Genomic DNA, 23727 nt, shown 5'->3' with positions numbered 1-23727 from the left:
TTACTCAAACTCTACTCAAAATCAAACATGACGTTCTTTTAACATTTCTTGTAGTTTTATTCGTTCTGTTTCACTTAATCCTTGCTGACGTGATTTATTAATCAGCTGGCGTATGGTTAATTCCCGGTTTTGTTTTTGTAAAAAGAGGATAATGTCGATAAATTCTTTAACTAACTCTTGTTCGGGAACCAGATGCTCCCACGCTGCAAGTTTGTTCATCGAGTCAAAATAAGGATGATCACGCCATGATTCAATGAGTGTTGCGGTAGTGGCCTGTGGATTTGTTGCCAGTTGCTGCAACACGTGCAATAGGATTTCATGTTCTTTCGTATCGAGAAGCTCAGGGTTGATTTGCTGTTTGATTTGAGCATAAATTTCTGGATGTTGGAGGAGCAAAGCTATCGCAATACGCATTGGTGTACGCGCAATGGTCATCGCCTGTTCGTGCTGAGGTGTTTTCGACTCCTCGGTAATCAACTGGCTTAAGCGATGAGTTTCGATATGGGTTAAACGCGCCAAATCTTCAATGAGCAGTTGCTTGTATGAACCTTCATCCATTTTTTGTAAAAAAGGCTTGGCCAAATTTATGAGCTGGGTTTTTCCTGCGGGTCGAAGCAGATTGAGGTCTTTGGCTAAGCTGTCAAAAAGGAAACGGTGTAATGGGGTCGCTTGCTTGATTCGATTTAAAAAATTTTCTTTGCCTTCATGGCGAACCAAGCTATCGGGGTCATGACTATCTGGCAAAAACATAAAACTGGCATCGAGTCCCAGATTCAAATGCGGCAAGCTGCTTTCTAGAGCACGCCATGCGGCTTGTCTTCCTGCATTATCACCATCAAAGCAAAAAATCAGCGATTTGGTATGTTTGGCTAGAAGTTGAATATGGTAGGTACTGGTTGCGGTGCCTAAAGTGGCTACTGCATTCATGATCCCATGTTGGGCTAATGCAATCACATCCATATAGCCTTCAACCACAATAACGTACTCAATGTTTTTTTTCTGGCTTAGAATTTGATGCAAGCCATACAATTCCCTGCTTTTTTGAAAAATCACGGTTTCAGGTGAATTAAGGTATTTGGGTTTTTGCTCATTGTCCAGGACACGTCCGCCAAAGCCTATAATCCGTCCATGGCGATCATGAATGGGGAACATGACACGGTTACGATACCGATCATAGATTTTTCCATCATCGTTTTTAATTAACATCCCGGTTGTCAGCAGTTCTCGTTGATTGCGAGGGAATGCTTTTTCGAGGTTATGCCAGCCTTCGCTTGCATAACCTAACTGATAGAGTTTGGCAATTTCGCCGCTTAAACCTCTTCTTCGCAAATAATCAATGGCAGGTTGTCCTTCATGCCTTAATTTTTTTTGATAATAAAGGCTGGCATCCGCCATGAGTTTATAAAGATCGAGGGATGGATTATTTTTCTCGTTTTGTTTGTCCCGAGGAACCGTTAATCCGACCCGGGTAGCTAGCGTTTCAACTGCATCAACAAATCCCTGATTGAGGTAATTCATGACAAAGCTGATGGCATTGCCTGAAGCTCCACAGCCAAAGCAGTGATAAAACTGTTTTTTTGCAACGACGTTAAACGAGGGGGATTTTTCGTTATGAAATGGACAGCAGGCAACATGACTGTTCCCTCTTTTTTTCAAGGGAACATAACTGTCAATTAGTTCAACCAGATCCGTTCGGTGGAGGAGATCATCAATGAATGGCTGCGGGATTAAGCCAGACATGGTACTCCTTAGCTTAATTGGGCCTTAATCATGGCACTGACTTGCGCCATATCAGCACGACCTTGTAAGCTGGGCTTTAACAGAGCCATCACTTTACCCATGTCAGCCATTTTTTCAGCTCCAGTTGAAGCAATAGCATCTTGAACCATTTGTTTTATTTCTGCTTCCGATAAAGGCTCTGGCAGGTATTTCTTAATAATATCCAATTCAAATTGTTCTTGCGCAACCAAATCATTACGATTGGCTTTTTCATATTGCGCTATAGATTCTTTGCGTTGTTTGCTCATTTTATCCAGAATCACCAACATCCGCTCATTATCAACTTCGATGCGCTCATCAACTTCGACTTGCTTTACGGCTGCAGTAATTAAACGAAGCGTGGACAAAAGCTCTTTATCCTTGGCACGCATTGCATCTTTGACATCGTTATTGAGACGTTCTTTAATTGTCATTTTTTATTCCTTAAAATCTAATGAGCAGCTCGGCTCCTAATGCAAGGAACGGCTATCTGGCATATCTTGAACAAACTGAACCGTTCGTCAAGATTGTTATATACTTTGAAAAGCTAAAGGCCACTAGATACAACATCATAATCATAATTTATTTGTGACTATGCGAAGTATATGTGGCCTTAGTAAAAAATACAGGACAGAAAAATCCTATTTACGTCGGCGTTTTCCGCCTTGTTGTCTTGCTGTCATATCACGAGAAATTTTCTTCAGATGACGTTTTACTGCAGCAGCTTGTTTGCGCTTACGCTCAGCAGTTGGTTTTTCATAAAATTCACGACGGCGTAATTCGGTTAAAATACCGGCTTTTTCACAAGAGCGCTTGAATCGGCGCAATGCATATTCTGGATTTTCGCCTTCTTTGACGCGAACTGTAGGCATTAAATAGTCCTCTGGTTATTTGATCTTAATAGGTGGGCAATTCTAGTGCTAGTTGAAACCCTCGTCAAGTTTTAAATCAATAAATTTTATTTTTAACTCATTCCAACCTGGGTTTTAGGCATATGCCGTAACCTGACGTAGATATCATAGAATTTCCTCTGATCCGCTGCGCTTTACAAAAACTACTTAGACAATTTTTTAGCAGCCAACGAATTAGACTCAAACTTGGTTTCAGTTTGGTAAACTAATTGAACTCAAATCCTTGTTGGTCTTCTGGTGACTCATCATATTTACTTTTCATCTCAATGAGTTCATTTTTCATTTTGAGAGAACTATTTTCATAATTTCTTGCCGATGCAAAGAAGTAACCTTTACTAACTATATTTATTAAGCGTTGTACTATATTCATCTCATAAGGTTTTAGTGATTTTTTTAAATCCTCCTCGTTTACAGCCTTCATAAAGTTAGAAGTTCCGGCATTGTATGAATTAAGCGCATCACTTAATGCATGCACTGGTACTGTTACATTGCTCTGGAGGAGATCACCATATTCCTTTTCATACTCAGATATGTACTGTTGCGTTAACTTTAGTTGTTCGCGGAATTTATTCATTGTTTCTTTTAATTCGGGGCTGTGAATTTTGGGTTCGAATAATTCTATTATATTTTGCAAACGGCTCACTTTAGCTTTAAGTTCAGGATATGTGAGTTGCTTTCGACTCTGTTCTTTTAAATCAAATATTGAATCTGAGCCTGTTCCTTGCGACAATCGAAATCCAAGTTGTTGCAGTGGATTCGTCATTGCTCCTAATTCTACATTTGACTCATGAAGAAGTTGTGTTCCTCGAGAATACAATGCCTGACATTTTTTTAATAACGGCCATAGATCTTTTGCCTCGGTTTCCCCATTCAAGGCAATCTGAGCTTGAGCAATTATCAGTTTCGCTTGTTCATCAAATTCTTTTAAAGTTATGTCTTCGGATATTAAATTGAGCTCTTCCCATCCAGAAGGGAATTCTCCTTCTGGTTGTATTTTAAATTTAAGTGCGGTCATTTGCTCTTCAAGACGGCCTCTTGTTCTTTCCTCTGCTAACACGTTATTTTCATAAACACTTAATGAGTAGCATGCTAGAATTGCCCGGAGGAAGGATTCAGCAAGAAGTTTTTCAGCCGCTTCAAATTCATTTATTTTTTCACTTTCATTCGCTACAATTTGGATTCCATCTTCTTGGGCAATATTTTTTCCTTTGACTAAGCGACAATAGTTATCCACACCAATTGCTCTAATTACTTCATCATTAAGTCGAGCTTTATCTGGGGTTAGTAGTAACTTTGCAATCTCATTAATGATGGGTTTCATGTACGCTTCAATACTTCCAGCCTCCTCCATCCTTGTTTTGAATTCTTCTCTTGAAACACAATGAAGTGTGGATAATAGATCAAATATTCTCGATATTTTACCGTAATCATCTACCGAAGCTTGCTCTAGCATCTTTTGTGCTGCATTCTCGCTTTGAGTATCGGCACTACTTAAATGCTTAATATAAGCCTCTTTAAATCCATTGATAAAACGTTCATCAATTTTTTGATATGCCATAATACTCTCCACTATTGAGCATATTGATATTGCAATGGTTCGCAGTCTATCTTCTAAATAATACTATATTGTATCACAAATTAACCAACAGATTCATTTATATAGCATAAAGATTTATTTTAATTCACTCATCCGCTAAGACCCTTTTCGATTTAATGTGTTACAATTCTGAGATTTAATTTTAATTTTTAGGCTAGGTTTTCATGTTAATTTTAGGCATTGAATCGTCTTGTGACGAAACCGGAGTAGCGATTTATGATTCCGATGCTGGTTTGTTAGCGCATGCGTTGCATTCGCAAATTGACACCCATCGAGTGCATGGTGGTGTGGTACCTGAGCTTGCTTCACGTGATCATATTAATTATTTAGTGCCTTTGCTTGATAAAGTATTACAACAAGCAGACCTTGATAAAACAGCACTGGATGGAGTTGCCTATACTGCAGGTCCTGGTTTAATTGGTGCATTGCTGGTTGGCTCTTGTTTTGCCAAAAGTTTAGCCTATGCATTACAAATTCCTGCGTTAGCCATTCATCATTTGGAAGCACATCTTTTGGCGGCAAAAATGGAAACGCCTTCACTCGAATTTCCTTTTATTGCGCTTTTGGTATCCGGCGGCCATTGCCAACTGGTTGAAGTCAGGGATTTGGGGCAATACAGCATACTCGGAGATACTCTCGATGATGCGGTGGGTGAGGCGTTTGATAAAACCGCCAAGTTAATGGGAATACCCTATCCTGGAGGTCCGGTACTCGCAGCGCTTGCTGATCAATGTGAATCAACTCCTTATCGTTTTCCTCGTCCCATGACCGACCGCCCCGGCCTTGAGTTTAGCTTTAGTGGTTTAAAAACATTCGCCTTAAATACTTGGAATCAAAGCGCAAAAGATGAATGTGCACGCGCTGAAATTGCCAAGGCATTTCAGCAAGCCGTTGTGGATACCTTGATGATTAAATGCAAACGCGCGGTACAAGAATCTGGCTGTAAGCAATTGGTAGTTGCAGGGGGAGTAGGGGCGAACAAAGCCTTACGTTCAGGCTTAAGTGAATGGATTCAGAGTATTGGCGGGACGATTTATTTTCCAGCTTTAGAATATTGTACCGATAATGGAGCGATGATTGCTTATGCTGGATGTTTGCGGATGTTAAGAGGGGAAAAGGATATAGGTACTGGCGTAGAAGTTAAGGCAAGATGGCCTTTAGCTTAATTTTTCTTTCTTCTAGCCTTTGGCAGCGGTCTATATCAAATAAGTTGCAGTATTTTTGATATTTCTGCCCCATGGCGCTACTACATGCATACATGTTTTAATGTATGGGTATGGCATTCATACCCATAAGATTTATGGTTAAATTGGTTAAAACCATCTAAAACTGTTTTAATTGCTAAGGCACAAACTCCACTTAGCCTATGGAGTTTTTATTCTTCGTCTTGTTTCTTTTCTTTAGATTTTTCGGGAGCAGATTTTTTAGCTGCTTTGGGCTTCTTTTCAGGTTCTTCGGTCTTTTTAGCAGTTGTTTTTTTTGTTTTAGGTTTAGTCACTTCTGTTTCGGTGATGATGACTTCCTCCACCTCAATTATTGCTTCCGAGGAGGTAGCTTCAGTCTTTTTAGGTGTAACATGCTGTTGGGATGCTCCCTCCATCATGTCATCAAGAACATTCTCCTTCAGTTTGATTTTAGGTTCTTTCTTATCAATAAGACGAACAATATTGTCTTTATGCTTGTAAAGGATTAAGAGCGCCATTATGAATATGGGCGGAAAAATATCCAGACGCTGAATCAGTAACAGTGAATAAAATGGGGCAAAACCAATGGCGCAGATCGATGCTAAAGAGGAGTAGCGTGAGAATTTGGCGACGATCAACCAGGTTGCAGCGACTAAAACACCAACCAGAAACTGAAAGCCCAAGAGCGCCCCAATTGCTGTTGCAACTCCTTTTCCTCCCTTGAAGTCAAAGAAAACCGGGTACATATGACCAATAACTGCTGCTAAAGCAGTAAACCCTATTGTTGCTGGCTCAGCTTCGAGGATTTTGGCAATGAGTACTGGAATAGTACCTTTGAGTAGATCCGCCGCCATGACCAAGGCCGCATATTGTTTTCCAGCAATGCGCAAAACATTAGTGGCGCCAGGATTTTTTGAACCTTCTGTGCGTGGATCTGGTAAGGAGCAAGCCTTGCAGACAATGACCGCAGAACAGATAGATCCCATTAAATAAGCAAGAACCACCAAAAATACGAATGATATCACCGATTGCTCCTTTTCCGGAAAGTAACTTATTATTAAATAATCTTTATTTGCTAGCAAGTAGCTGTAGTTAACTCTGCTATACCCAGGCAGTTTGTGTGATTCTATAAGTATAACGCTTGTAAGTCATTGGTGTAACGTCTGCCAAATGCGGTGATTTGCCAATGGGTATCCGTTAACGTGATTAATTTTTTTTGTTCTGCTGTTTTGAGTTTGGGAAGCAAATCACTCAATGGTAATCTGGTAGTTTGTGTGAACAGTTCTAACGGGATGGGTTGTTCCAGACGAGTGGTGTTGAGCATAAATTCAAACAGAAGATCCTGAGCCGCTACGGTTTCCATAGCCGCCAAAAAAGGTTTATCTGAGTCGAGATATTCTTTAGGCTGACGATGTTTACGTGTTCTTAGGATTCCTTCCGGAGTTGTGATTTTACCATGAGCTCCTGCACCTATGCCTAAGTAATCACCGAATAGCCAGTAATTCAAATTATGTCGCGCTTGCCGTGCGGGTTTAGCAAAGGCAGAAATTTCATAGCGTTCAAACCCGGATTCTTTAAGTAGAGCGAACCCTTGTTCTTCCAAACACCATGCATCATCTTCAGAAGGTAAGGGAGGTTTTTCTTTGTAAAATACCGTATTTGGTTCTATGGTTAATTGATACCAGGATAAATGTTCTGGTTGATGGGCAATTGCAGTACGTAAATCTTCGATTCCCTGGGCTACGCTTTGCTTGGGTAAACCGTGCATAATGTCCAGATTTAGATTGCTAAAGCCGGCATTTCGTGCGGATTCGATAGCGCGATGCGCCTGTTGTGCATCATGAATACGACCCAAAATGTGTAGATGCTCCGGATTGAAGCTTTGAATGCCTAAGGAAAGTCGATTAATCCCAATTTGTCGGTACTCAGTAAAGCGTTGTTGCTCTACAGTACCTGGATTGGCTTCCAGAGTAATTTCAATATTTTGGGAAAAAGATAAAATCTGTCTTAATTCGGTAAACAAGGTCTCATAGGCATGAGCAGAAAAAAGGCTGGGTGTGCCTCCGCCAATGAAAATGGAGCAAATCTCACGCGCTTCAACGTGCTGCAAATCGGTTTTTAAGTCAGCAAGAAGTGCTTGAACATAATTTTGTTCCGGTAGGGTCTCAGGACTTTTGTGGGAGTTAAAATCGCAGTAAGGGCACTTGCGAATGCACCATGGAATATGAATGTACAACGATAAAGGGATCATTACTCTTTTTAAGACTGGCTTGTTTGGGAATGCAATAGTATCATGTTGCGAGTTTTCTAACAAAAAATGTAATCATGCAAGTTGCTTTCTTTCCTACTTAGTGAGAGAGAATTTTGATGATTACCCGAAAAACAAGAGGAAATCACATGGGAAATAAACGAGTTAGAGTTGCTATTACTGGAGCAGCTGGACAAATTGGTTATGCATTATTGTTCCGGATCGCATCTGGGCAAATGTTTGGTGCAAACACTGAAGTAGAATTAAATTTACTTGAGCTTGAAGCAGCGCTGCCTTCTCTTGAAGGGGTTGCGATGGAACTGGATGATTGCGCCTTCCCCTTATTGAAGCGCATCGTTTGTACCTCCGATATGAACAAGGCAATGGATGGAGTGAATTGGGCGTTGTTGGTTGGTTCTGTACCTCGCAAACAAGGTATGGAGCGTTCTGACTTATTGCAAATTAATGGTGGCATATTCACCAAACAAGGCAAGGCAATAAATGATAATGCAAGTGATGATGTGCGCGTCTTTGTTGTGGGTAACCCTTGCAATACAAACTGCCTGATTGCAATGAACAATGCCAAAGACATCCCCAATGATCGGTTTTATGCCATGACCAGTTTGGATGAATTAAGAGCGCGCAGTCAATTGGCTAAAAAAGCTGGGGTTGATATTACAGCCATCACAGAAATGACCATTTGGGGTAACCATTCTTCTACTCAATATCCAGATTTTTATAATGCAAAAATTAATGGGGTTTCTGCAGCTAAAGTGATTGATGAGTCCTGGTTGAAAGACACCTTTGTTTCTACTGTACAACAACGTGGTGCTGCAGTAATTAAAGCGCGTGGTTCTTCTTCTGCTGCTTCTGCTGCCAATGCCGTGATTACTGGTGTGAACCGTCTGGTCACTGATACCCCTGCTGGTGAGTCATTCTCAATGTGCCGTAGTTCTCAAGGCGAATATGGTGTTGATGAAGGGTTAATCTTCTCTTTCCCTTGCCGACGTGAAAATGGAGAATTAAAAGTAGTCGAGGGCTTGACCTTTAATGACTACGGTCGTGAAATGTTCCACAAAACTTTAGATGAGCTAAAACAAGAGCATGATACGGTTAAAGCTCTAGGCTTGCTGGATTAAGGGGCGTTTCTCTAAATTCTGCTGCTCCATATATGTCATTCCTGCCTTCACGTGAATGACATATTTTTCAACAAAATTGCTCTATGGGGAGGAGGCTCTTATGCATGAGGAATCTGATTGCGTGAGGAACTCTTCCCGAATTGAGCCAATCGATTAAATCAAAGTTCCGGGTACACCTTAGGCTTGATCTACTGTTTCAAATAATTCGAGGCTTAAATTGCTCGTTTTCTTCAAATGCGGGTTGCTCTTGACGATTTTTGTATTCTTCACTTTGATATATTTGAAAAATCTCTGAACCATCTAAAATGGCTTTGGCTTCGGAATTACGTAAAAGCGTGGAAATAGAGCGCCCATTCGATAATATTCCATTCAATCTATCCACGAGCTGTTCTACCTGGACTAAGGGATTTGGATGGTCCTGCAGCAAATCAGGTAAGTATTTAATTATCGCTTTTGCAATTTGTTCATCGGTTAAGTAAAAAATTAAGCGCGTACCAGAAATCTGAATGAACTTTTCTTTGGATTCCATAATCAAACGCAATAAAAATTCCGGATCTTTTTGCAGATGAGAAATGAGTCTTTGACTAAACCCAAGCTGATCTCGGTGAGCAATTAGTTTGGTATGTAAACTGGATTCTTGCCGCGCGTAAATTTTCTCGTACATGGAGTTTAACCATGGGACGAACTCAACATCTTGTTGCGCGTCCATAAATTGAAATCTATGTGAGATTTTAGGATGAGCAAGATACTTATCCCAGTTTATTGCCGGCATTTTGTGTTGTGCAGCCAGAGAGTCAATTGAACTTTGTATCGGTTCAAAATTAATACGCCATTTGTCCAAATGGTGTAACGTTGCACCTAATGCTTTTACCAGCTCAACGAACGTTTTTTTCTGATCAGGCTGATAATGTTCAATCGCTTCCTTAAGCCGCTGGATTTCAGGATAAGTATATTTTCCATTTCTCATCGGTATTAAATGAAAAACAGACTTAATAGCTTCTATTAAAGCAGAGAAAGGGTCATCCATTGATTTATCCTCAGCAGGAGCAGGCCCTTCTTTAAAGGTAGTTTATAAAAAAGAAAATGCCAAGCTTTTTTACATAATGACGCTAATAAAGGTTAAATATTCAAAAAAAACACTTAAAATCAAACGTTTTTAGGTGCAGCGCAGCATGTCTTGCGCTTTAATTTGACACATCGAATACTTTCTAATGCGAACGTTGCATGCGTCATATAGCGTGATTGTTTAGAGTAATTCTGGTACAATAAGTCCTTTATTTTTTCTTGGGGTGGTGAGGCATGCAGTCTTTAAAAATAAGCTGTATCATGATAATTGCCATTGTTTTATGGGCTTCAGCATACGTTGGAATACGCATTGGATTAACTGGCTACACCCCCGGAGCACTAGCTCTTTTACGTTTTACGGTCGCTTCATTGTGTATGATGATCATCTATTACGGTCTAGGCATTAAAAAACGAGTGATATGGAAAGATCGCCTTCAATTACTGCTTGCCGGAATGGCTGGCATAGGTATTTATAATATTTGTTTGAATTATGGTGAGCAGAGTGTTTCTGCTGGCATAGCCAGTTTTGTTATGGGCTTAATGCCGGCTATGACCATTCTTTTATCACTGGTTTTTTTACGAGAGAAACTGGCGCGTGGTGTTTGGTTCGGGATCATAATCAGCCTATTGGGTTTGACTTTATTAACAATTGGTGAGAATACAGAACCCGGAATACATCAGGGAATCATGGCGATTTTGGTTTCTGCATTGATGGGCGCAATTTTAACGATTATCCAAAAGCGATTCGTAAGCGTTTATCATCCTGTTGCAATTATTGCCTGGGTGATGTGGGGGGGAACTTTATTGTTATCTATATTTCTGCCCGACCTGCTCCAGGAAATTAGAGTAGCAGAAATACAAACTACGGCAGCCGTTGTTTATATGGGTATTTTCCCTGCCACACTTGCTTATTTAGCATGGGGCTATGTGTTGAAATATTTATCGGCATCCAATGCGTCCATATCTTTATATGCTCTTCCCATCGTATCGACATTAATGGGATTTCTTTTGTTAAATGAACAACCTTCATCGCTTTCTCTTGTTGGATGCAGCGTCACTTTATTAGGTGCTTTTATTGCCAATCGCTTTCAAATGCGTCTTTCTTTTGCTCAAGAACGACAACTGTCGAATTAATTAGTCTGGTGAAGGCCTAGCCTTAACCCGAGCCCAGACAATTCCATATCCTCAACTACGCTTCACTGTAGCCATGAAACAGATGCTCTAAGTTTCTTATTTATTCTCTGTGAAAAGAGACGAACACGGTTTATACTTTTGATTTTGATGCTATTTGTGAGAGCACTCATGGAATTGAGAATTGATAATACCCCCTTTAAAGCCTTATTTCAGCCTTTGGATTTAGGTTTTACTCAATTAAAAAATAGATTGCTGATGGGGTCTATGCATACTGGCCTTGAAGAAGATAAAGAGAGCTTGAATCGTTTGGCACAATTTTATCGAGAAAGAGCGCTTGGAGGAGTAGGACTGATCACAACGGGTGGTTTTGCCCCGGATCGTGCAGGGCGTTTAGCCCCCTTTGCCGCCAAATTAACCAACAGCAAAGAGCAACATCGACATGAATTAATCACTCATACAGTACATGAAGCAGGCGGCAAAATTATTTTGCAAGCGTTACATGCAGGTCGTTATGGCTTTCATCCCTTTGTTGTTGCACCCAGCGGTATCAAATCACCTATTAGTCCTTTTAAACCCTGGGTAATGAGCCAATATCGCATAAAAAAAACCATCAAACATTTTGCCCGCTGTGCGCGTCTTGCTCAATTGGCTGGTTATGATGGCATTGAGATTATGGGCAGTGAAGGATATTTAATTAACCAGTTTATTGTCACGCATACCAACCAACGTCAGGATGAATGGGGTGGAAGTTATACGAATCGTATACGCTTTCCTATTGAAGTAGTGCGCAGTGTACGAGAAGCAGTAGGCGAAAAATTTATTATCATTTTTCGTTTGTCGATGCTTGATTTGATTGCTGATGGCAGTAATTGGGAAGAAGTAGTGACTCTGGCCAAGGCGATTGAGGCGGCCGGTGCTACATTGATTAATACAGGTATTGGCTGGCATGAAGCACGCATCCCAACGATTGCTACTATGGTACCTGCTGCAGCATTTACACACCTGACACAGCATTTGAAACCTGAGGTAAAAATTCCATTGATTACCTCAAATCGCATCAATACACCCGAATTGGCCAACCAATTAATCGAATCTGGGGTTGCAGATATGATTTCTATGGCCAGGCCTTTTTTAGCAGATCCCTTATTTGCTGAAAAAGCCAAAAAGGGCGAAAGTGAAGCGATTAATATATGTATTGCTTGCAATCAGGCGTGTCTTGATCGGGTTTTTGTAAACAAAACTGCTTCCTGTTTGGTGAATCCGCGTGCATGCAATGAAACGGAATTGATTTATGAGGTCACTGCAAAACCTAAATCCATTGCGGTAGTGGGATCTGGACCTGCTGGGCTTGCTTTTGCCACAGTTGCTGCCGAGCGTGGTCACAAAGTAACGTTATTTGAAAAGAGCAATCAAATAGGTGGACAATTTAATCTAGCAAAAAAAATACCAGGTAAGGAAATTTTTCAACAAACTTTGGATTACTTTAATTATCAATTGCAAAAATTTAAGGTAACTATCCTACTTAATACCGAAGCAACAGCCGATCTATTGCATGAGTTTGATGAGATTGTTTTAGCCAGCGGAATTAAGCCCCGTGTTCCTGAAATCAAGGGTATTGACCATCCGAAAGTGGCGAGTTACATCGACGTGATTACCGGGAAAAAAGAAGTAGGTAAACGGGTGGCTATTATTGGTGCCGGTGGAATTGGCTTTGATGTGGCTGAATTTTTAACGCACGAGCATCCTGTTCCGAAGGATCAGTTTTATAATGAGTGGGGTATTGATATCTACGGAGCATATCGAGGCGGCATTAAACCTCCCGAGGTGACCCCAAGTCCTCGTGAAGTTTATTTGTTACAGCGTAAAAAAGAAAAAATGGGCAAACGCCTGGGCAAAACAACAGGTTGGATTCATCGTTTAAGCCTGAAACATAAGCAGGTCAAAATGATTTCTGGCGTACAATATGAGGCGATTGATGATGAAGGCTTACATGTGAGCATCAATGAAAAGTCGCAGGTTCTACCCGTTGACACAGTAGTTATATGTGCTGGGCAAATCGAATTTGCTGAATTGTATACACCTCTAAAAGAAGCAGGAAAGCTCGTGCATTTAGTGGGAGGGGCATATAAAGCACTAGAGCTCGATGCGCGTCATGCAATTGATCAGGCCTGTCGTTTGGCAGCATTGATTTAATTATTTCTTGTAGCCTTGGTGAAGGCACCGCTATAATTCGGACTCTGATAACCTCACACCCCGGATTTCGCTGCGCTGCCCCAAGCTGCGGTTACAACATACTTCAATTGATATAGAGTTTGACCTAATCAATTCATAAATATAGTGCATTATTTTGTTTATTTTGTTATTATACTGTTCAATTTTTATATCACTTAGCCTTTTGTAGGTTATGTTTTAATCGAACAGGATTTTTATGTCTCAAGAAATCAAAAGCTTCGCGTCCTTTAACTTTTCAGATGCTTTAAACAAAGCACTAGAGGATATGAAGTTTACTACCCCATCCCCAATTCAAGCACAAACAATTCCTTTACTGCTGGAAGGTCGTGATGCGATTGCTCTGGCACAAACAGGAACAGGGAAAACTGCAGCTTTTGCTTTGCCTATATTGCAAAATTTATCTCCTAATGTGCAAGGGACTCAAGCTTTAATTTTGGCTCCCACCCGTGAATTAGCAATTCAGGTTGCTGAGCAATTTGAGTTATTAAGTGCTAACCAGCGCGGTATTACTGTTGCTGTTTTATGTGGCGGCCAAGATTACGGTCGTCAATTAAAACAATTAAAAACAGGGGCTCAAGTAGTGGTTGGAACCCCAGGCCGTATTTTGGATCATATAGATAGACGTACTTTGCAATTAGATAATTTGCGTACGTTTATTCTTGATGAAGCTGACGAGATGTTGCGTATGGGCTTTATTGAAGATATTGAAACCATCATGGCAAAACTGCCAGAAGAAAAACAAATAGGCCTTTTTTCAGCAACTATGCCTTATCGTATACGCCAAATTGCCAATACTTATTTGCATGATCCCGTTTCCATCGAAATCCGTTCGGAAACTGCGACGGTGAAAAGTATTGAGCAACGCTTTTTATTTGCCTCAGGACATCAAAAACCCGATGCACTATTGCGTGTGTTGGCTGTAGAAGAATATCAGGGTGTTATCGTCTTTGTGCGTACTAAAAGCAGTACAGAAGAAGTTGCCGAGCTGTTACAACAACAAGGATTACGCGCTATGGCGATTCATGGCGACATTACCCAGGCGCTGCGCGAACGCATTATTGCGCAGTTCAAACAAGGGGCAATTGATATCCTGGTAGCTACTGATGTGGCTGCTCGTGGCCTGGATGTAGACCGCGTAACTCATGTAATTAACTATGATTTACCCCATGATAATGAAACTTATGTGCATCGTATCGGTAGAACAGGTAGAGCCGGACGTTCTGGAATTGCTGTTTTATTCGTAACACCTAAAGAATCGCGTTTAATTACGAGCATTGAGCGACATACTCGTCAACGTATTACCAAAGTAGCTGTACCCAATGATCATATGATCCAAGTTGCGCGGCAAGAACGATTTATGGCAAACATCACTGCACGTTTAGATAATGAAAACCTACCTTCATACAAACGGATAATCGAAGAGTACATTAAACAAAATGACGTTTCTGCAGTAGATGTTGCTGCAACCCTTGCCTTATTGCTAAACAAAGATCTTCCCTGGCAAAAGGAACAAACTTTACCTAAAGCGTCACGACCTGCTAAAGAAGGACGTGTTGAACGTGGCGGCAAATTTGAACGTTCTCGTGGTGATGAGCGCAGGGCAGGAGGCAGTGACAAGAAAGGTTTCCGAGAAGGTCGCGAAAGTCGTAAAAAATTTAATGATGAATTTGTAGAACAGGATTTATTCCGAATTGATGTGGGTAAAGTTCATGGAGTAAAACCCGGGAATATTGTGGGTGCTATTGCCAATGAAGCTGGTCTACAAAGTAAACATATTACTGGTCTGAAAATTCATGAAGATCATTCAACAGTACGCTTGCCTAAAGGTATGCCCAAAGAAGTCATGAGTGATTTAAACAAGGCATGGGTTTGTGGACGTCAGTTGAAAATAACCTTGATTGGTAGCGCTCAATAAGCAGGCGAAGCCAGGCTCTCTAATAGAAGTAACGGATTCCGCTGCCACTGCACTCAGGTTGCGGGTGTGGAGTCCTCGAGTATCGCCTGGGTTAAGGCAAGGCCTTAGCCCAAGGTTCTGTGATATCCCTATCCTTTAGAAGACAATAAGGCTATTGTTGTGGCGGCTGCAGCCATCAAAACTAATCCTGCTGTAACTGGAGTAAAAAAGGCATAGGGATTATCAATGCTGTTTTCTATTTTATTTTTTAGCTCTGTTTTAATTCGCATAATATTGTCTTTTACTGAATCAATCCTGTTATTGGGGTTGGTATTTCCAGTTAAGATGGGTAGATACTGTTTTAGAAATACTGTATTGGCAGCACACATTTCTTGAACTCGCTCATCGTTTTCTGAGTAAAACGATAAGGAGCTGCAGGCAATTGCTTCAAAAACAGCGGCACTAAAGTGGAGTTTATCTTGTTCATTCCATTGTGATGCGTCAGTTATTTTGGTATCCAGTTGGTAACGAGAGGTAGGTGCTTTATTTTCGATGTAATGATGAATTGCTTGTTCCAACTCCCCATCATGCGAAAGAATTCGTTCCATATGATCAAGACATTTGAGAATGAAATTTTGTTCAAAAGTCATTAATTAAGCCTCCCTGACAGAAAATACTAATATAAATATCTTTTGATTGAGGAGCAATTGAAAAACCTTCATAAGGGGCTTCTTGTCCATGAAATAAGCATATTTATGATGTGAATCGTTGTTTTTATAGACGTTCAATTTATTTAACCTATTGATAAATAAATTAAAATGAAGAAAGTTAGGTTTATGCAAAAAAATTGCTAATAAACAATCTTTCATACTATAATGCGGGTGGCTTTTTGTTTTTAAAATAACCAGATACACTCTTCAAAATTCAGTGCAGTAGCCATTTGTAATAAGATGTCACTGCTTTTTTTAGGATTAGACTTAAGGGTATTCATGAAACTGCTAGCAACTATAGGGGCTTTTTTATTTTCCGGGATTATTTGGGCTACACCTCTTCATAATATAGTTGTATTTGGTGATAGTTTATCTGATAACGGTAATTTATATAAATTTATGAAGTATCAATTGCCACCATCTCCTCCTTATTTCGAAGGTCGTTTTTCTAACGGACCTGTCTGGATTGAACATGTAATCGCCTCTTACTTTCCTGAAAATCCTGCCGGACATTTATTAGATTATGCTTATGGTGGTGCTGGTGTGTCAGAGGAAGAAGGAGCTGATGATGTCTTGTTTACTTTGAGAAGAGAAGTGAACAACTATTTGCTGGAACACAATGACAAAGCGAGTGAAAACAGTCTTTTCGTTATATGGATAGGCTCAAATAACTACCTTGCCTTTCCATCAGAAACTGAACAAACATTGCATGATGTGCATGCAGGCATTGTTCGCAGTATCCATCGATTGGTAGAAAAAGGTGCGAAACATATTTTAGTGGTTAATTTGCCAGATTTAGGGCGAACTCCCGCTGCAATTGAATTTGGTTCAATTAACGAAATGACTTATTATGCCCAAGAGCATAATAATTTATTAAGTAAGTCAGTTGAGGATTTCAAACAAAAATACCCAGATGTAGAGTGGTTGTATTATGATCTGCATCAAGCTTTTGAAGAAGTTATGATGCATCCACAAGATTATGGATTCACCAATATAACGGGTACTTGTGTTAATTCTGTAGTTGACGATATTACTAAAAAATCGGTCTTAAAAATGGTGGCATCAGTCAAACCTAAAATAGCACCGGATGCATGTAACGGCTATTTGTTTTTTGATTTAGTACATCCAACTGCATTGGCACATCAAATTCTGGGGGAAAAAGCCAGAGTAATGTTAGATCAAGCGGGCATACAATTAACAGATTAAATGAAAAACTATCCTTCAATTTAGACTGGGGATTAGCGTAGAACAACCCGGGATAAAGGATGGTCAAATAGCCTGGGTTTCGCTACATTTGTACCAGGCTATACATTCATTTTTAATCGAGCAAGGATTATTTATTAGGATGATATGAAATATATTACAAGGATAGTTCTAGTATTTTTTTTCGTATTTTCATCTGCGTTTGCAGACAAACTAGCAATCAAGGTTGATGGTAAGAGTATTGATTTACCTTATTGGCCCGCAAAAAAAGAAAAATATGGTGCAGTGCTTCTGGTCAATGGCGGTGCACAGACTCAATCTACGCTATTGTTAGATAACCTGGCCAATGAATTGGCTCAAAATGGATGGCAGGTTGTATTACTCAATAATGAAAGTACCAATGCTGTCCCCTGGATCAAACAATTTCCTGAAGTGGTCACTACGTTGCGGAATCAAAAAAACATGCGTATTGTGGTCATTCATTATGGAGAACAATTGAAAGAAACATTTGATTATCTGGAAAAACCTCCTGTTCCAGAAATTGAAGGTCTGATCTTGTTATCCGCTTATGATCTTCCTCCATCTAAAAATAAGAAACCTGAATTAAATATGCCTGTCTTTGATATTGTTGCACAGTTTGATTATGAACTGACAAAGCAAGAAATGGCAGCAAGAAAAAAGGAATTTGGACCAAATAAAAAAAATTATTTGGCTCTAGAGATACCAGGTGCTCATCATGATTATGAATACAGCAAGCAACTTCTGTTTTCATTTATCCATGGCTGGATGGTAAAGCTGCCAGAGTTTCATCCTAAATCCCCTCCAGTGATGTACTCTTATTTAGGACCGATTGGTCCTTTTTTCGGAAGTCCTGAACATTATGCTGCACAAAGTAAGTCGTCTGATTTCGAGCAGCTACTCGTGATTGATTAAAGGAATTCAAGGGTTCCACTGCGCATAACACATGTTTCGATTACCAGCCTTTACTGGTACAAATTAACTCGTAAGCTTTCACTATTTTCTGGGTTTTTTCATTTGCTATTTTAATCATTTCCTGGGGTAAGCCTTGAGCAATTAATTTGTCTGGGTGATTACGGCTTAACAAACGTCTATAGGCCTTTTTTACTTCTTGTTTGCTGGCATTTGGCGATACTTCCAAAAGAGCATAGGCATAATCCATATTCGTCTTGCTGGGTTGATAATTGTATCTATTGTAGGATGAGTACGAGTTCGATGAGGAATAGGATTGTTGTGATTGTTGCTTGCCATCATGTGGTGATTCTTGTGAATAACTCGTCCCAAAATCTTCATAAAAGCGATATTGTCTGTGAAGTGGTGCAAAATCGAGCTTGGAAAAAATTTTATCCAATATTTGGATTTTTTTGGTCCCAAGTCCATCAACTTGAGCTGCGCGATATTGAATATCGATAAACAATCGTAACAAGTCGCGTTTGTCCTTACAGGTTTTTTTTAAGTTTTCGAGCACAGCATCTAAGTTGAACTGAGCTTTTTTTCCATCGTTAAATAAATGCTTTGCCAGAGTTTTTTGTTCACTGGTCAAACGCATTTCGTCCATAAATAGACGCGCCATGTCCAGTTCTTGTTCCGAAACACGGCCATCAGCTTTGGCCAAATGCCCCATAATGGAAAAGGTGGCTTCAAAAAAAGCTTTTTGAATCGCTTTACGCTTTTCAGTGTAATACAACCAATGAGGATTGGAAAAATAACTATATATACCCCGATCAAAGAAATTGCCCACTAAAAGACCAAAGATTGCCCCTGTAGGACCGTCGATTAAATAGCCAAAAAATGCGCCAATAATCTTCCCCCACCATGTTGAGACGATAAAGAACTCCCGAAGTGACATTACAAAGGATTCCTTAAATTAGTTCGTTTAAATTGATTTAATCGCTTTATACCACATTTTAAGTATATACTGTCCGTTTTTGGGTTTGCTTTTATATGCTATTTTTTTACTCTTTTTTGATGTATTTGCTGAGTCCTTTTCTGCTCATTCGGTTATGGTGGAAGGGGAGAAGCTTGCCTTCATATAGAGAGCGTATCTCCGAACGTTTTTTTCTTGGTACGCATGATTATAAACCTTTTGATGTTTGGATTCATGCTGTATCTTTAGGTGAGGTAATCGCTGCTATTCCATTGATTGATGCCCTATTGGAAAAAAACTGTTCCATATTGGTCACTACCATGACTCCAACTGGTTCGGAACGAGTACAAGCACGTTTTGGTAATAAGGTGACTCATCAATACGTACCCTATGATCTTCCCTGCGTGCTAAAACGGTTTTTCAAACAAATTCAGCCTCGTGTTGGTGTGATTATGGAAACTGAGTTATGGCCGAATTTAATTTATCAAGCCCGGGCAGCACAAGTTCCATTATTACTCGCTAATGCACGGATCTCGGATGATTCTTTGCATGGATATAAAAAGATTAAATTTATAATTAGACCTATTTTGAATCAATTCTCTGCGATTTTGGCACAAGGTGAAGAAGATGCACAACGTTATATCGCTCTAGGAGCCAGAAAAGAGATAGTGCATGTTTTGGGAAATATGAAATTTGATCTGCAAACCAATAAGATTGACAATAAACGCTTTAGCGATTTAAAAAGTCATTGGGGAGCAGAACGAGTTACTGTGATTGCTGCAAGTACTCATGAAAATGAAGAAGCGCAGATTCTGTCGCATTTAAAACGGCTGCAACAGGCAATTCCGCGGGTAATTTTATTAATAGCCCCACGCCATCCGGAACGTTTTCAAACGGTGTGTCAATTATGTCAGCAAGCAGGCTTTAAGACCGGCCTACGCTCTGATTTAAACACCTTGAGTCCGGATAATGAAATTGTGGTGCTTGACAGTTTGGGAGAACTTTTAGGTTTCTATCAAATCAGTGATTATGCTTTTGTGGGAGGCAGTCTAGTCCCTGTGGGAGGACACAATGTGCTGGAACCCATTGCCATGAACGTACCCGTATTGAGCGGCAACCAGGTCCATAACTTTAAAGCCATTTGCAATGCACTTAAAGAAGCCCATGGGATTTTGTTAGTGCAACAGGCCAATGAAGTCATTGATGGAATCATTCAATTGCATACTGATCCAACATTTCGTCAACAGATGATTAAGAATGCAGCTGCAGTTTTTGAAAAAAATAAGGGCGCAGTGATGCGGCATTTACTGCAAATTGAAGCGGCAATTTAGCATGAGCTTGGGCATTTTTTCTTATTAGGGAATAAGTCGCTTGCTCTTGTTACGGTTGTTGAAAATAATATCACAGAAAGCAAACGTGATTTGGCAGCCCCATTTTAAATAACAAACTGTCTCATCTCGTTTGCAGAATTCTAAGATAATGACTTGTTCCTGTTCGACTGTAAGTCTTCTTTTATTTCATCCAGGGCAAGAGAGAATTGTTTTCTATTGCCAAAAAAACCTTTTTTGGCGGCAATATCTCCAAGGCTATATCCAGATCTGGACAGGGATAAAACATGGGTTTGATTCATATTCAGCACACTTAGGCCTGCTCCTAAGGTAGCCCCTCCTAATAAGCCAATAATTTTTAGCCCCCAATATAGAATAGCGATAATTTGGGATGGTCGACTTGCTTGCTGGGCAAGGTTTAAATCAGAATTGAATTGCACCAGACTTTCTTTGTGATGAGGATTTTTCAATAAATTATCATAACTTGTTAACAGTTTGCCAATAACAACGGACTCATTTCTATTGTCGAAATTTTTTTCCAGCTGAGCAAGTCGTAATTTACAAGCTGTCAGGAAGTTTTTATTAAAGATCCTAAGTTCCTTATTCTCAATAGCATCACCTGCAGCTGCTCCTGTTTCGTTGGTTGGCTCTTCAGTCAATAATACCTCGTCGCGTAAGATGTGTGTTATTTTTTCCAGGTTGCTGTGGTTAATTGCATCAGACTCTTTGGTATCAGTTTGATTTGTTGCGTGGGCAGATAAATTGCCAAGTTCCATTTGTATCGGGGCGGTGCGGCTGCATGCAACATAATGATTTAAAGCATTAAATAATCGAATGCAAGGAGCCGTATTATCCGGATCTGGATTGGTGTAGGTTTTGCCTTCAGCTCGAATATAAAATACATCTTCAGCTGGAATTTCCTTCCCGCTTATTTCATCAAAATGCAGTTCATAATTTATGACTTCGAAAATAAGCTCAACACCCAGATTTTCTTTGAAATATCTGGCAAGAATTACTCCTTCACAATCCTGATTTCCCCATAAAGGCGGATCATCACTTTTAATTTTCTTGACATAGTCCTTAATATTTTTAAAGTCTCTAAAGTCCTCTCTTTTTTTTAAAAGAGCAAATAGTTCACTTTCCGCATGACTTTCAGCGTAGCTTGAGCAAATATCCCTTAGATTCTCGATGGAGTAAGAGATTAATGCAGGCATCTGGCCAAGCTGTTGCGAAACTGCATCAAAGAAACAATCCCCATTATCTATCGAGTCATGCACAAGCAGTCCATTCTTCTCCAGATAAGCATTAATTACCTCAACTTGACGTTGTCTCCGTTTATATTTTCCGTTGTACGAATCAACAAATTTACCGTTTTTAACTTTCATGACATCTCCTATAGCTTTAATTAATAAGTTACAGGAGGCTCATTAAGATAAGATGAACAATTGAAATAGGTCATACCGTATAAATACAGTATTGGTCCTGAGAATTCATCGAATGATGGTCTCATATCGTCCATAACTCAAACGCTCTTAGGAAATTGAGGTGAATTCATCGGGAAAGAACTGAATCAACTTTGTAATTAGAAGCCCCTTATTATGGGCATTTAATTTTCTTTTTAAAATATCAATATAATGCTCAATAGTACGTTTTGATAAGCCAAGAATAATTGCTATTTCTTCTGCTGTTTTACCGATAATTAATAATCGGGCACATTCAATTTGGCGCTGAGATAAACTAATTGATTTGATTCCTGAACGCTCAAGAGAGTAGTCTTTGAAAAATTCATCCAAAGTACCTGCATAAGATTTTATTGGAAAGGGTTCTACGGCTGTATCAGGTAAAATGAATTTATTTTGTTTTTCACTATAAGTTAATAGTTTTGCTGCTCGTTCGATGAAGTAATCACAAAATTTATTCAGTGAAGCCTTGTTATGTACATAATAATTATTCATATCAATTTGATATTTGTTCCCGATAAAATGAAAGTAATCACTGTAATCCTCATGCTTTCTGACAATAGTAAAACTATATCCATATCCAAATTTTTGCGCAGTAGTTTCATAAAAAGCAGAGGATTTTCCATCAAGGGCGGGGGAGTTTAGAAAATAGCCCTCCAGGGTATGCATTGGCGTACGAAGCATTTCAAGCTTGGAAATTCTTTTTTCACGTTGAATGCATTCCACGTTAAACTGGTATTCGGTAGTCAGGAGAAATGCAGTTTTATCCTCATAAGTGCGGCAAAATGTGAAGCCTTTAATAGGCGATAGACTAAAGAGCGGTAAACAATATTCTTTGATCAAATTACTGTAAATAAAATACGGTGAATCATTCAGCTCATACATACTTTAAAACCGATATTTTCTTATTTTTATGTTAGTATAAATAATTCCTGCTTTCCACTCAGACAACAATTATCCTCGGTCGATATTAGGCCTTCCCTGGCCCATTCCTTTTAAGCAAGTTTTGGAGGAGTCCATATTAGTGCATCTCCATCTAGGGTTGCTGTATTCCCATCCGAGATTACTGCACCTCCATCCGGGGAGCAATGATAGACAGTATTTGTTGTTCCTAATTCAGAATTTGTTATCCACTCAATTTTATCCCCCCATGGCGAGCGTAATCTAATTGCTCTTTCTACCGAATAGCGGTCATCATATTGCTCTACATACCTATTTATATTCGCATGGAGATACAGTAATAACCCATCGGAAACTATGAGTTGCGTGGCTCCACCTTGTCCATGTTCGGTATTGGAAGAGGTGCTGGCAGCAACAACGGGGACATCCAGCATCCAATCTTGGACAGTAAATACTCCTAGTGACTGTCTTAATGGGAGTAGAGCTTTTTTAGTCTCCGGGCATCTGGGCTCACCAACCTGAACTTTCTGATGATAATGCTCATCTTTTTCGCAATGATACCCATGGATTCTTCCCGAGCCAAATGCATCAGGCAGCGCAAAGTATCTACTGGTTCCTTTGGGAACCGGTTGTCCCAACCAGCGCAGAAAATCGTTAAACTCCATTGTATTGCAATTAGTAGGCGCTTCGATAATGCTCTTTTTCCCGATAAGGGATTGAATGAGAGATTTTTTGGCAACATCTCCTAAGCGAAGTTGTCGCCACTCATCTGCCTTATAGCCTCCTCCAGTCTGCATCGATATTGCCTGTTCAATAGTTACATTTTTTTGACTGTCTTTGATAATATAATCTCGTATTTCTTTTATTGGGTAAGAGTTGCGCGGATGCACTCTCCGTCTAGGGTTTTCGTGGGGTTGAAAAAATCTCATAATTTTGCTCCAGTTCATTTTGCTTCCAGTGCAACAACTTCTTTATTCCTTCACATAGAATAAAAAATGAACATGAAACCAGAGTTAAAACTAGAGATGTTTACTACCGTATTTCTACGGTATTTCGTTAAATCCGTTTTTAGTAATAAT

Annotated in this window: 20 protein-coding genes; 8 read left to right on the top strand and 12 right to left on the bottom strand. The window is 39.8% G+C overall.

Annotated elements, in window-relative coordinates; all coding sequences use genetic code 11:
* Positions 1 to 21 precede the first annotated feature (21 nt).
* The 4 genes from dnaG to BW930_RS10870 all read right to left on the bottom strand — a co-directional run bounded on the left by dnaG (position 22) and on the right by BW930_RS10870 (position 4227).
* Positions 22 to 1740 (bottom strand): DNA primase, encoded by a 1719-nt coding sequence (gene dnaG, locus BW930_RS10885; RefSeq protein WP_058468146.1) that lies wholly within the window; start codon positions 1738 to 1740, stop codon positions 22 to 24.
* An 8-nt stretch (positions 1741 to 1748) separates the two neighbouring features.
* On the bottom strand, positions 1749 to 2192 hold the full coding sequence (locus BW930_RS10880; protein ID WP_058468147.1) for a GatB/YqeY domain-containing protein: 444 nt from the start codon (positions 2190 to 2192) through the stop codon (positions 1749 to 1751).
* Positions 2193 to 2399: 207 nt separating this feature from the next.
* Positions 2400 to 2630 carry a 30S ribosomal protein S21 gene (rpsU, locus tag BW930_RS10875; RefSeq protein ID WP_058468148.1) on the bottom strand — a complete coding sequence of 77 codons (231 nt, stop codon included), beginning with the start codon at positions 2628 to 2630 and terminating at the stop codon, positions 2400 to 2402.
* A 244-nt stretch (positions 2631 to 2874) separates the two neighbouring features.
* Positions 2875 to 4227 carry a hypothetical protein gene (locus BW930_RS10870; protein WP_058468149.1) on the bottom strand — a complete coding sequence of 451 codons (1353 nt, stop codon included), beginning with the start codon at positions 4225 to 4227 and terminating at the stop codon, positions 2875 to 2877.
* A 203-nt stretch (positions 4228 to 4430) separates the two neighbouring features.
* On the opposite strand from BW930_RS10870, the gene tsaD reads away from it, so the two are divergent.
* On the top strand, positions 4431 to 5432 hold the full coding sequence (tsaD, locus tag BW930_RS10865) for a tRNA (adenosine(37)-N6)-threonylcarbamoyltransferase complex transferase subunit TsaD (RefSeq protein ID WP_058468150.1): 1002 nt from the start codon (positions 4431 to 4433) through the stop codon (positions 5430 to 5432).
* A 209-nt stretch (positions 5433 to 5641) separates the two neighbouring features.
* Here tsaD and plsY read toward each other — a convergent pair whose 3' ends face one another.
* A complete protein-coding gene (plsY, locus tag BW930_RS10860; protein WP_058468151.1) occupies positions 5642 to 6475 on the bottom strand; it encodes a glycerol-3-phosphate 1-O-acyltransferase PlsY in 834 nt (277 codons plus the stop codon).
* A 101-nt stretch (positions 6476 to 6576) separates the two neighbouring features.
* Positions 6577 to 7701 (bottom strand): radical SAM family heme chaperone HemW, encoded by a 1125-nt coding sequence (hemW, locus tag BW930_RS10855; protein WP_058468152.1) that lies wholly within the window; start codon positions 7699 to 7701, stop codon positions 6577 to 6579.
* 146 nt (positions 7702 to 7847) lie between these two features.
* Here hemW and BW930_RS10850 point away from each other — a divergent pair, with 146 nt between their 5' ends.
* The gene (locus BW930_RS10850; RefSeq protein WP_058468153.1) at positions 7848 to 8837 is read left to right on the top strand and encodes a malate dehydrogenase; all 990 of its coding nucleotides are present in this window, start codon (positions 7848 to 7850) and stop codon (positions 8835 to 8837) included.
* A gap of 196 nt (positions 8838 to 9033) precedes the next feature.
* Here BW930_RS10850 and BW930_RS10845 read toward each other — a convergent pair whose 3' ends face one another.
* Positions 9034 to 9864: a hypothetical protein gene (locus BW930_RS10845; protein WP_058468154.1), complete on the bottom strand. Its 831-nt coding sequence runs from the start codon at positions 9862 to 9864 to the stop codon at positions 9034 to 9036.
* A gap of 272 nt (positions 9865 to 10136) precedes the next feature.
* On the opposite strand from BW930_RS10845, the gene BW930_RS10840 reads away from it, so the two are divergent.
* The 3 genes from BW930_RS10840 (at position 10137) to BW930_RS10830 (ending at position 15183) form a co-directional block, all read left to right on the top strand.
* Positions 10137 to 11036 (top strand): DMT family transporter, encoded by a 900-nt coding sequence (locus tag BW930_RS10840; protein ID WP_058468155.1) that lies wholly within the window; start codon positions 10137 to 10139, stop codon positions 11034 to 11036.
* A 168-nt stretch (positions 11037 to 11204) separates the two neighbouring features.
* The gene (locus BW930_RS10835) at positions 11205 to 13229 is read left to right on the top strand and encodes an NADPH-dependent 2,4-dienoyl-CoA reductase (RefSeq protein WP_058468156.1); all 2025 of its coding nucleotides are present in this window, start codon (positions 11205 to 11207) and stop codon (positions 13227 to 13229) included.
* Positions 13230 to 13464: 235 nt separating this feature from the next.
* Positions 13465 to 15183, top strand: coding sequence for a DEAD/DEAH box helicase (locus tag BW930_RS10830; protein ID WP_058468157.1), 1719 nt, complete (start codon positions 13465 to 13467; stop codon positions 15181 to 15183).
* Positions 15184 to 15311: 128 nt separating this feature from the next.
* Here BW930_RS10830 and BW930_RS10825 read toward each other — a convergent pair whose 3' ends face one another.
* Complete coding sequence (locus tag BW930_RS10825) at positions 15312 to 15812, bottom strand: hypothetical protein (RefSeq protein ID WP_058468158.1); 501 nt, start codon at positions 15810 to 15812, stop codon at positions 15312 to 15314.
* 339 nt (positions 15813 to 16151) lie between these two features.
* On the opposite strand from BW930_RS10825, the gene plaA reads away from it, so the two are divergent.
* Both plaA and BW930_RS10815 read left to right on the top strand, forming a co-directional pair.
* Complete coding sequence (gene plaA, locus BW930_RS10820; RefSeq protein WP_058468159.1) at positions 16152 to 17078, top strand: GDSL family lysophospholipase PlaA; 927 nt, start codon at positions 16152 to 16154, stop codon at positions 17076 to 17078.
* Between the two features lie 144 nt (positions 17079 to 17222).
* The gene (locus BW930_RS10815) at positions 17223 to 18008 is read left to right on the top strand and encodes an RraA family protein (protein WP_058468160.1); all 786 of its coding nucleotides are present in this window, start codon (positions 17223 to 17225) and stop codon (positions 18006 to 18008) included.
* Positions 18009 to 18048: 40 nt separating this feature from the next.
* On the opposite strand, the gene djlA is transcribed toward BW930_RS10815, so the two are convergent.
* On the bottom strand, positions 18049 to 18942 hold the full coding sequence (gene djlA / locus BW930_RS10810) for a co-chaperone DjlA (protein WP_058468161.1): 894 nt from the start codon (positions 18940 to 18942) through the stop codon (positions 18049 to 18051).
* Between the two features lie 95 nt (positions 18943 to 19037).
* Here djlA and waaA point away from each other — a divergent pair, with 95 nt between their 5' ends.
* Complete coding sequence (gene waaA, locus BW930_RS10805; RefSeq protein ID WP_058468162.1) at positions 19038 to 20291, top strand: lipid IV(A) 3-deoxy-D-manno-octulosonic acid transferase; 1254 nt, start codon at positions 19038 to 19040, stop codon at positions 20289 to 20291.
* A gap of 140 nt (positions 20292 to 20431) precedes the next feature.
* Here waaA and BW930_RS10800 read toward each other — a convergent pair whose 3' ends face one another.
* The 3 genes from BW930_RS10800 to BW930_RS10790 all read right to left on the bottom strand — a co-directional run bounded on the left by BW930_RS10800 (position 20432) and on the right by BW930_RS10790 (position 23577).
* Positions 20432 to 21673, bottom strand: a complete 1242-nt coding sequence (locus BW930_RS10800) for an OTU domain-containing protein (RefSeq protein WP_058468163.1) — start codon at positions 21671 to 21673, stop codon at positions 20432 to 20434.
* Between the two features lie 147 nt (positions 21674 to 21820).
* Complete coding sequence (locus BW930_RS10795) at positions 21821 to 22633, bottom strand: helix-turn-helix transcriptional regulator (protein ID WP_058468164.1); 813 nt, start codon at positions 22631 to 22633, stop codon at positions 21821 to 21823.
* A 110-nt stretch (positions 22634 to 22743) separates the two neighbouring features.
* Positions 22744 to 23577 carry a hypothetical protein gene (locus BW930_RS10790; RefSeq protein ID WP_238587863.1) on the bottom strand — a complete coding sequence of 278 codons (834 nt, stop codon included), beginning with the start codon at positions 23575 to 23577 and terminating at the stop codon, positions 22744 to 22746.
* Between the last annotated feature and the right edge of the window lie 150 nt (positions 23578 to 23727).

The organism is Fluoribacter gormanii (genome assembly GCF_900156395.1).
Taxonomy (GTDB): Bacteria; Pseudomonadota; Gammaproteobacteria; order Legionellales; family Legionellaceae; genus Legionella; species Legionella gormanii.
This window is presented reverse-complemented; position numbering and strand designations above follow the sequence as displayed.

What these genes read in the sequence shown, in the direction of transcription:
- BW930_RS10790 (WP_238587863.1), bottom strand. Translation starts at nt 23,577, where the DNA reads ATGAGATTTTTTCAACCCCACGAAAACCCTAGACGGAGAGTGCATCCG.
- BW930_RS10795 (WP_058468164.1), bottom strand. Translation starts at nt 22,633, where the DNA reads ATGTATGAGCTGAATGATTCACCGTATTTTATTTACAGTAATTTGATC.
- dnaG (WP_058468146.1), bottom strand. Translation starts at nt 1,740, where the DNA reads ATGTCTGGCTTAATCCCGCAGCCATTCATTGATGATCTCCTCCACCGA.
- BW930_RS10815 (WP_058468160.1), top strand. Translation starts at nt 17,223, where the DNA reads ATGAAATATATTACAAGGATAGTTCTAGTATTTTTTTTCGTATTTTCA.
- BW930_RS10800 (WP_058468163.1), bottom strand. Translation starts at nt 21,673, where the DNA reads ATGAAAGTTAAAAACGGTAAATTTGTTGATTCGTACAACGGAAAATAT.
- tsaD (WP_058468150.1), top strand. Translation starts at nt 4,431, where the DNA reads ATGTTAATTTTAGGCATTGAATCGTCTTGTGACGAAACCGGAGTAGCG.
- BW930_RS10835 (WP_058468156.1), top strand. Translation starts at nt 11,205, where the DNA reads ATGGAATTGAGAATTGATAATACCCCCTTTAAAGCCTTATTTCAGCCT.
- rpsU (WP_058468148.1), bottom strand. Translation starts at nt 2,630, where the DNA reads ATGCCTACAGTTCGCGTCAAAGAAGGCGAAAATCCAGAATATGCATTG.
- BW930_RS10850 (WP_058468153.1), top strand. Translation starts at nt 7,848, where the DNA reads ATGGGAAATAAACGAGTTAGAGTTGCTATTACTGGAGCAGCTGGACAA.
- BW930_RS10880 (WP_058468147.1), bottom strand. Translation starts at nt 2,192, where the DNA reads ATGACAATTAAAGAACGTCTCAATAACGATGTCAAAGATGCAATGCGT.
- BW930_RS10830 (WP_058468157.1), top strand. Translation starts at nt 13,465, where the DNA reads ATGTCTCAAGAAATCAAAAGCTTCGCGTCCTTTAACTTTTCAGATGCT.
- BW930_RS10870 (WP_058468149.1), bottom strand. Translation starts at nt 4,227, where the DNA reads ATGGCATATCAAAAAATTGATGAACGTTTTATCAATGGATTTAAAGAG.
- plaA (WP_058468159.1), top strand. Translation starts at nt 16,152, where the DNA reads ATGAAACTGCTAGCAACTATAGGGGCTTTTTTATTTTCCGGGATTATT.
- BW930_RS10825 (WP_058468158.1), bottom strand. Translation starts at nt 15,812, where the DNA reads ATGACTTTTGAACAAAATTTCATTCTCAAATGTCTTGATCATATGGAA.
- hemW (WP_058468152.1), bottom strand. Translation starts at nt 7,701, where the DNA reads ATGATCCCTTTATCGTTGTACATTCATATTCCATGGTGCATTCGCAAG.
- BW930_RS10840 (WP_058468155.1), top strand. Translation starts at nt 10,137, where the DNA reads ATGCAGTCTTTAAAAATAAGCTGTATCATGATAATTGCCATTGTTTTA.
- waaA (WP_058468162.1), top strand. Translation starts at nt 19,038, where the DNA reads ATGCTATTTTTTTACTCTTTTTTGATGTATTTGCTGAGTCCTTTTCTG.
- djlA (WP_058468161.1), bottom strand. Translation starts at nt 18,942, where the DNA reads ATGTCACTTCGGGAGTTCTTTATCGTCTCAACATGGTGGGGGAAGATT.
- BW930_RS10845 (WP_058468154.1), bottom strand. Translation starts at nt 9,864, where the DNA reads ATGGATGACCCTTTCTCTGCTTTAATAGAAGCTATTAAGTCTGTTTTT.